This is a genomic window from Paenibacillus alvei DSM 29, from assembly GCF_000293805.1.
Taxonomy (GTDB): Bacteria; Bacillota; Bacilli; order Paenibacillales; family Paenibacillaceae; genus Paenibacillus_B; species Paenibacillus_B alvei.
Genome location: NZ_AMBZ01000017.1, coordinates 1 through 8,189, shown reverse-complemented (window position 1 = coordinate 8,189; position 8,189 = coordinate 1). Strand labels below are relative to the sequence as shown.

12 protein-coding genes and 1 pseudogene are annotated in these 8,189 nt (G+C 44.1%); all 13 read left to right on the top strand.

Going from position 1 to position 8,189, the window contains the following annotated elements:
• Nucleotides 1–610, top strand: a 610-nt coding sequence (locus PAV_RS30120; protein WP_040737366.1) for a terminase TerL endonuclease subunit, incomplete at its 5' end; no start/stop codon positions are given.
• An 18-nt stretch (nt 611–628) separates the two neighbouring features.
• Nucleotides 629–1,768, top strand: coding sequence for a phage portal protein (locus PAV_RS30115; RefSeq protein ID WP_005552250.1), 1,140 nt, complete (start codon nt 629–631; stop codon nt 1,766–1,768).
• The gene (locus PAV_RS30110) at nt 1,761–2,519 is read left to right on the top strand and encodes a head maturation protease, ClpP-related (RefSeq protein ID WP_005552249.1); all 759 of its coding nucleotides are present in this window, start codon (nt 1,761–1,763) and stop codon (nt 2,517–2,519) included. Before PAV_RS30115 ends, PAV_RS30110 begins: the two co-directional genes overlap by 8 nt.
• A gap of 27 nt (nt 2,520–2,546) precedes the next feature.
• Entirely contained in the window at nt 2,547–3,704 is a 1,158-nt protein-coding gene (locus PAV_RS30105) for a phage major capsid protein (RefSeq protein ID WP_005552248.1), read from the top strand.
• A gap of 35 nt (nt 3,705–3,739) precedes the next feature.
• A complete protein-coding gene (locus PAV_RS30100; RefSeq protein WP_005552247.1) occupies nt 3,740–4,072 on the top strand; it encodes a hypothetical protein in 333 nt (110 codons plus the stop codon).
• Complete coding sequence (locus PAV_RS30095) at nt 4,050–4,358, top strand: hypothetical protein (RefSeq protein ID WP_040737360.1); 309 nt, start codon at nt 4,050–4,052, stop codon at nt 4,356–4,358. The genes PAV_RS30100 and PAV_RS30095 overlap by 23 nt, the downstream gene beginning before the upstream one ends.
• Entirely contained in the window at nt 4,336–4,704 is a 369-nt protein-coding gene (locus tag PAV_RS30090; protein ID WP_005552244.1) for a phage head closure protein, read from the top strand. Before PAV_RS30095 ends, PAV_RS30090 begins: the two co-directional genes overlap by 23 nt.
• Nucleotides 4,697–5,092, top strand: a complete 396-nt coding sequence (locus PAV_RS30085; protein WP_005552242.1) for an HK97-gp10 family putative phage morphogenesis protein — start codon at nt 4,697–4,699, stop codon at nt 5,090–5,092. Before PAV_RS30090 ends, PAV_RS30085 begins: the two co-directional genes overlap by 8 nt.
• Nucleotides 5,089–5,448, top strand: coding sequence for a tail completion protein gp17 (gene gp17, locus PAV_RS30080; RefSeq protein WP_005552241.1), 360 nt, complete (start codon nt 5,089–5,091; stop codon nt 5,446–5,448). Before PAV_RS30085 ends, gp17 begins: the two co-directional genes overlap by 4 nt.
• 4 nt (nt 5,449–5,452) lie before the next feature.
• Nucleotides 5,453–6,033: pseudogene (locus PAV_RS37830) on the top strand (major tail protein).
• Between the two features lie 67 nt (nt 6,034–6,100).
• Complete coding sequence (locus PAV_RS30070) at nt 6,101–6,316, top strand: hypothetical protein (RefSeq protein ID WP_005552238.1); 216 nt, start codon at nt 6,101–6,103, stop codon at nt 6,314–6,316.
• Nucleotides 6,317–6,416: 100 nt separating this feature from the next.
• The gene (locus PAV_RS30065; protein ID WP_040737357.1) at nt 6,417–6,629 is read left to right on the top strand and encodes a hypothetical protein; all 213 of its coding nucleotides are present in this window, start codon (nt 6,417–6,419) and stop codon (nt 6,627–6,629) included.
• Nucleotides 6,630–6,648: 19 nt separating this feature from the next.
• On the top strand, nt 6,649–8,189 hold a 1,541-nt coding region (locus PAV_RS30060; RefSeq protein ID WP_081505874.1), incomplete at its 3' end, for a phage tail tape measure protein.

Here is an 8,189-nt window from a genome sequence, read left to right as displayed (position 1 = left end):
TTTCGCATCCGTGGGGCTTGTCTTCAAGCACGATGGTAAGGTTCCATTCATAACACACTCATTCACTCGTAAGGAATTTGTAGATAAATACTACGGTTACTCCATGCGAGAAGTAGAGACGAAACAGAAATTTGCTCCTATAAAGGAATGGGAAAACAGAGGGCTTCTAACAGTCTTGGATGAGGAAATGATTAACCTTGAACACATTGTGAATTGGTTTGTTGATATGCGAATGAAATATAACATCAAAAAAATTATAGGCGATAACTACCGCATGGAAATGCTCAAGCCTATGCTAGAGGCGGTAGGGTTCGAAGTTGAAGTGATCCGCAGGCCAGAAGCAATTCACGGGCTGCTGGCGCCGCGTGTAGAGATGTATTTCTCAAAGAAAATGTTCATTTGGGGCGACAATCCTTTAATGCGCTGGTATGCCAACAATGTTCTTGTCAGTATTAAAAAGGACGGGAACAAGGTATACGGAAAGAAAGAGCCGATCAGAAGGAAAACAGACGGTTTTCAAGCGCTTATTTGTGGACTTTATCGTATCGAGGAATTGAGCGAGGACACGATAGATGACACATTAGACGCATTGAAATTACTGAGCTTCTAAAAGGGGGTGAGTAAGAGGGTGGGTTTTTTAGACGGCATTTGGAGACGTAACAGTGAAATAAATGAGAGTTACGATTTTGACCTGCTTGATGAAGTTTCTACTCGGGATTATCTCAAAAAGATAGCACTTGAAACAAATATTAATTTCATTGGCAGGACGATTAGTCAAAGTGAATTCAGGATCGTGCAAGATAATAAGCGAATTAAAGATGATTGGGATTACTTGTTGAATGTCAGACCGAATACAGATCAATCTGCAGCTGACTTCTGGCAACGATTTGTGTACAGGTTAATCTATGACAATGAAGTGCTTGTAATACTTACAGATGACAATAACTTACTGATTGCTGATAGTTTCTATCGTGAAGAATTTGCAGTATATCCTGATATATTCAAGGATGTAGTAGTGAAGAATTATAGGTTCAATCGAACATTCAGAATGGATGAAGTTATATATCTAACGTACAACAATGAGAAATTGTCGAAGTTCTTGAATAGTATTTTTGAGGATTATTCGGATTTGTTCACACGAATGATAGAGGTGCAAAAGTTAAACAATCAGATCCGCGGCGTTGTTGAACTCGATACAAATCAATCATTAGAAAAAGACAACATGGCGAAACTCCAAGAGTTCATCGATAGATTGTTTACAGCCTTTAAGAAAAACGTTGTAGCTCTGGTGCCGAAGTTAAAAGGCTTCACATACAACGAAGTAAATGATGGTTCGAACAATGGAAAATCAGTAGATGAGCTATCGAAGTTAAAGCGTGATTTAACGAATGATGTAGCGAACATCTTAGGCATTCCGAATAGCTTGATACATGGCGATATGGCAGAGTATGAAACGGCAATAAAAGCTTATATCAAATTTTGCATAGCTCCATTTATAAAAAAGATAAGGGATGAGTTAAACGCTAAAATCATCGATAAAAAAGAATATCTGAAAGGGAAACGAATTGAAGTTAGCGGTGTAGCTGAATTGAATCCTCTTGAGGTAGCGACAGCAGTAGACAAGCTAAGAGCAAGCGGCGTATACAATGGTAACGAGATCCGAATCAAGCTAGGGGATGAACCAGTGGATAATCCAGCACTAGAAGAATATGTGTTAACGAAGAACTATGAAAGAGCTTCGAAAGGGGGTGAAGAAGGAAATGCCTAAATTCACAAAGCAAGACTTTTTTAAATCGTTCAAGAATCAAGCTCATGTAAATCAACTCGAAAAGATTGAACGTAGATTTGAAACTTTCTACAATGAAACATCCAACACAACTGAAATGACCATCTATGGAATCATAGGTAACTCATGGTGGGAAGATTCTATCTCGGCTTCAGATGTAGACGGCGTATTAAAGAATACAACAGGTAATATCTTAATTTATTTGAATAGTCCTGGTGGTGATGCTGCTGATGGTATCGCTATTTACAATCGACTAATGGATTACAAAGCGAAGCACAATACAAAGGTTACTGTCCGTGTGGATGGTTGGGCATGCTCAGCAGCTTCATTATTTCCAGCTGCAGCAGATGAAACTATTATGGGACTCGGATCTATGCTAATGATCCATGAAGCGAGCACAATTGTTTGGGGAACAAAACGAGATATGCGAAAAGAAGCTGACCTGCTCGAACAACTAGAAGAAGGTATTATCGACATATACATGACAAAAGCGAATGCTAGTCGTGAAGAAATCCGCAATATGGTCGATAACGAAACTTGGTTTAGTGCTCAAAGAGCGATTGAGATCGGCTTCGCTACATCAACTATCGCTAGTAATAGAGATGATGAAATGACTCAGTTAAAATCTCAGCTGCTCAGTTTACAAACTGAATTCGATAATTACAAGAATCAAAATCAAGAACCACCGCCATTACCTGCAAACACAGGGAAGAAGCGCAGGGTTCTTTTTTAATTCAAAAATATATGGAGGTCATGAACAATGCCGATGAAATTAAACAAACACACAGATGCTTATGAAAATGCAAAACTGAACTATGCAAATGTCGTGAAGAACGATGCTTCTACTTCAGAAGAAATCGAGTCAGCTTGGGTAGAAATGCAAGATGCGCTGGTAACATCCCTAACAACTCAAATCACGAATCAAGTTGCAGCAACTAACTTGGACAATGTAGTTTTGGCTAATCGCGGCGCAAACGTTTTGACGGCGGAAGAGAAAAAATTCTACAATGCTGTTGTTCAGTCCGATGGTTTTACTGATGAAATCATTCTCCCTAAAACCATTGTCGAACGTATTTATGATGATCTTACTACTGAGCATCCTTTGCTGTCAGTCATCAACTTCCAAGACCTCGGTACAGTAACGATGACTGCAATCACTTCTGAATATGAAGGCGCTGCTGTATGGGGGCCTATCTTCGGGGATATCAAAGGTCAATTGAATGCTGTATTTAAACAAGAAAACATCGCACAATCGAAACTCACAGCATTCGTGGTACTTCCTAAAGACCTTAAAAAGTTCGGCCCGACTTGGGTCGAAGCGTATGTACGTGCGCAAATTACCGAAACGTACGCTATAGCCTTGGAAAATGCAGTAATCAATGGCGTTGGGCCAGTTAAGCATCAACCAATTGGCTTGATTCGTGACTTGGAAGCGGCAGTAGATCCGACGAATGGACATGCCAAAAAAACCGTGGATGGAACTTTGTCTTTGGCTGATCCAAAGACAATTATTCGTGAGTTTGCTAGCATCGGGAAGCATTTATCTACCAAGCAAGACGGCAAGCCGTTAAATGTCAATGGAAAGGTCGCATTGATTATCAATCCATCTGACTCTTGGGATTTAAAAGCTGAGTTTACTTCTCAAAATTCATTAGGTGATTACATCACGAAATTGCCTTTCAATTTTATTTTAATTGAGTCTATTTTCGCAACAGTTGGTGAAGTTGTTGCCTTCGTAACAGATCGTTACGATGCATACCGTGGCGGCGGTGTAGAAGTCACGGAGTACAAAGAGACGCTTGCACTCGAAGATTGCAACCTTCATGTGGCTAAAACATTCGCTTATGGTAAGCCGCGGGATAACAAAGTAGCTGCAATCTATAAATTGAAATTGACTAAAGGCGTAGATACCCCTTAATTACGGGTCTCTTACTTCTTTAAGGAGGGATATAAGTGGGCTTACAAGCAAAGGTTGTCAATCAGTTCAGGGAAAAAGATCATGATGATCACATCTATGAAGCGGGTGACGTTTATCCGGCGGAAGGATACAAAACAAATTTGGAGCGTATCGAGTTTTTGGCAAATGTTCATCCACAGTACAAGAAAATCTTCCTAGCGGACATTCATGAGATCGAGGAGGATGGAAGCAAAGGAGAAGAGGACTTTCCTAAACACGCTGGTGGTGGAACGTACGAGCTCTCTAATGGCGAAAAAGTGAAGGGGAAGAAAGAAGCGATTGAAGCGGAGAAAGCCTTGAAGAGTGATGCGAATGTTGATCACACCTGATATCCTGCAAGAATTCAAGGATCGTATGCACTTGGATGATGATGAAGACGGGAACCTAACGAGGATTCTGAGGGCTTCACATGAGGATTTGGCGAGGATTTGCGGAAAGTATGACATTCACACCCATGAGGTGTTTAAAGAATTAGTATTCGAGCGCTCCCGTTATGCATATAACGATGCGCTCGAATTTTTTTACAACAATTTTCAGACGCAGATCACAAACTTGAACCTTGGCAAAGCGCTTGAGTCAATCCAGATAGAAGGTGATTCGACTGCAACCATTTAAGTATAGCCCCAAGTTAAACACCGGAAGACTGAATAGACGAATCGTCATTCAGAAAAAAGGGGGTTCCAAGGACGGAGCGGGATACCCAATACCGAATCAGCCTTGGAAAGATGTTATCACTGTATGGGCTTCGCGTGAGACGTTAAGAGGGCGAGAGTTTTTTGCTGCAGCAGCAGTTCAACATGAAAAGACAATTCGCTTCAAAATTCGCTATCGTGAAGACATTAAAGCTGGTATGAGGATAATGGAAAAAGGCCGAATATATGAGATTTATGCCGCCCTTGATGATCCTAAGGGGGATCGTTCCGAAACCCATCTTATGACCACGGAGAAGACAAATGGCTGACGGTAGAGTAGAGCTACAAGGTGTTGACGAAATGCTGCGAACTATACGAGTCAGGATGGGGAACGGTGCTGAACGCCTTGTGAACAAGGGGCTTCGCGGGGCGGGGGAGATCATAGCAGACGCACAGCGGGAGAAAGTGGCCGTTAGTGATAGAGAAACACAACATATCCGGGATGATATTAGGGTTTCGGGTGTTCGTAGGGTTGACGGTGTGAAGTTTGTGCTAATCGGGCAGAGTAAAAAAACTTCTTGGAGATCACACTTACTTGAGTTCGGTACAAAAAAGACGACAGCTCAGCCCTACATCTATCCTGCATTCGTAGAGGAAAAGGATACAGCAAAACAGTACATGATTCAGGAGTTTCAGAAAGGGGTGAGGGACGGTTGATTGATCTTAAACCCAAGATTATAGAATCGTTGCTGGGGAATGACTATCTCATTAACTTGCTTGGCGGTGAATTTATTTGGCCGGAAGTCGCGCCAGACGATCCGCCGGATGCATATCTGACATTCTTTGAACTAAGCAACTTAGATAGGAATTATGCCGATGATGAGGCTATGACAAGCGAAATCCATATCCAAGTAGACGTATGGTCCCGTGGAAACACGGGGCCTATTTCTATTGAGGCAAACCGCGTGATGGAGCAACTGGGTTTCGTCCGCACAGGGGCAAATGATCGGTACGAGAAAGAAACGGGGACATACCGAAAGATTTTAAGATTTAAAACAATAGTTAGGAGATGATCGAATGTCAACAAAAACAGCAGCAGTGGGGTTGAAAAATATGCATTACGCCAAACTCATAAAGGATGATGAGACAGGCGTGGAGTATTCCACACCTAAACGGCTTGCGCCAGCCATAACAGCCAATATCACGCCGACAGTAAACTCGGCGACTCTCTTCGCCGACGATGGGCCTTTGCTCACTGCGAACGCACTCGGAGAAATCACAGTTGAGATTGGGATTACCGATCTGCCATTCGATATTCAAGCGGATTTGCTTGGGCTGAAAAAAACTCTGATGGTGTCCTCGTTGATAATGCCGATGACCAAGCACCAGAGGTGGCGCTTGGTTTCGAAAGAAAGACCGCTACAGGTGCTGTGCGTTACGTTTGGCTTTTAAAAGGACGCTTCAAATTACCGACAGAAGAAGCGAAAACGGCTGCTGGCACACCGGAGTTTCAAACGCCAACGATTAGCGGGACATTTTTAAAACGCATCTATGACGGCAACTGGCGCTATCGAGTTGATAGTGGAGAAACGGGCGTAAAGCCTGAGACTATTTCTAACTGGTTTAAAAAAGTGTATTCGGAAACACCAACACCATAACAACTTATCCATGAGGAGGGCGCAAGCCCTCTCTTTTTTTAAATTTTCAACTTATAGGAGGGATACGGTGACAAACCCCATTCAAATAGTAAAAGTTCCAGTGACGTTGGATAAAGAGCGAACACTTTGTTATGACTTGAACGCATTTATTGCACTTGAAGGGATATATGGCAGCGAAAAAAAGCGATTGATGCACTTGTGTCTGGCTCACTTAAAGCGGCGAGAGCATTTCTATGGGCAGGTTTATTACATGAGGATGAAACACTTACAGAAAAAGAAGTAGGCGCAATGCTAACGGTACAAAATGCGACTGAATTTAGTGAAAAGCTTCTGTTGGCGGTGTCTGGAACACTTCCTGAAGCAAAAAATTAGATGCCCAGTCCTTGGCCGCTGTTGATGAAAACGAAGGCTGGGACTGGGCTTGGCTATATTACATGGGAACCGTCCTACTCGGAATGAGTGAGGCGGTTTTTTGGCGTTGTACGCCACGAAAGCTGTTCGCCCTATGGGAAGTCCATAAAAGGGTGAACGGGCTTGATAACACAACGCCTGCACAGGCAGAAGTGCCGCCAGGTTATATAGATATTTTCATTTAGGAACGGGGGTGAAAAATACTTGTCAGAAATAGAAGTTGCCAATCTAGTCACGAAACTATCAATGGAAGATACGGGCGTAGAAACTTCGATGGCTGCGCTTGGGCGGCAAATGAAGGCTGTTCAGTCAGAATTCCAAGCTGCTTCATCGAAGCTCGGCGAGCATGCCAACTCTCAGGAGGGGCTGAAACTCAAAGCAGATGCCCTTTCCCGGCAGATGGACATACAAGCACAGAAGATTTTGCAGCTAAAGCGCAAGCACGAAGAGGCAGTTGCCGCCAAAGGGCGAGATGCCCGAGAAACGCAGAACTTGGAGCGCCAACTCAACCGGGCGGTCACAGAATACAACCGCATGCACCATGAGCTTCAATCAACGAATAGTGAAATCGAGAAGCAAGCCGCAGCATGGGACAAAATTTCCAACAAACTTGAAGCATCTGCTCGGAAGCTTGAATCGGTCGGTACGGCAATGACAAAAGTAGGGGCAAGCCTTTCTATGCTGATTACGGCACCGCTGGCGGCTGCTGGCGGGGCAGCGCTAAAAGCATCCGTTGACTATGAGACGGCATTCACTGGGGTTGTAAAGACAGTGGATGCTTCAAAAGAAAAATTAGCTGAGTTTAAACAAGAAATCAGGGACATGTCCAAGGAAATACCTGCTGCAGCTACATCGATTGCAAAGGTTGCAGAATCAGCGGGGCAGCTCGGAATTAAAAATGAAGCCCTGATGGGATTTACGCGGACCATGACCGACATGGGTGTAGCAACGAACATGGCAAGCGATGAGGCTGCAACTGCACTTGCTCGTCTCGCAAACATCACGCAAATGCCGCAGAAAAACTTCGACAGATTGGGTTCGACAGTGGTTGCTCTCGGAAACAACCTCGCCACGACTGAAAGTGAGATTGTCGAAATGGGGCTGCGTCTTGCTGGTGCAGGGCATCAGATCGGATTGACTGAGGCGCAGACTCTATCGTTCGCGGGGGCCTTGTCTTCCGTTGGTATAGAAGCAGAGGCCGGTGGTTCAGCCTTTTCCCGTGTGATGATCGACATGGCAATGGCTGCACAAACCGGCGGCAAATCATTGGACAACTTTGCCTTAGTCGCTGGCATGACTTCAGCACAGTTCAAAGAGACCTTCCAACGCGACGCGTCACAGGCGTTGATTGCGTTTGTTGAAGGCTTGGGGCGCATGTCAAAGGCGGGGGAAAATACATTCCTTATGCTAGACAAGCTCGGTCTGAGTGAAATCCGTGTCCGGGATACATTGCTTCGTGCATCTGGAGCGGGAGACCTCTTTAGAAACAGTATGGAAGTCGGAACGAAGGCGTGGGCCGAGAATATCGCCCTGACAAAAGAGGCTGAGACACGCTACGAGACGACCGCCAGTAAGATACAGATTCTTCGAAACAAAATAAATGACTCTGCCATTACTATGGGGGATGCTCTCGTGCCGGCGCTTCTGGCCGTCTTTGAGAGTTTGCAACCGGTAATTGATAAGATTGCAGAAACAGCTCAGTGGTTCGCGCAACTCGACACTGGCACACAAAAACAAATACTTGG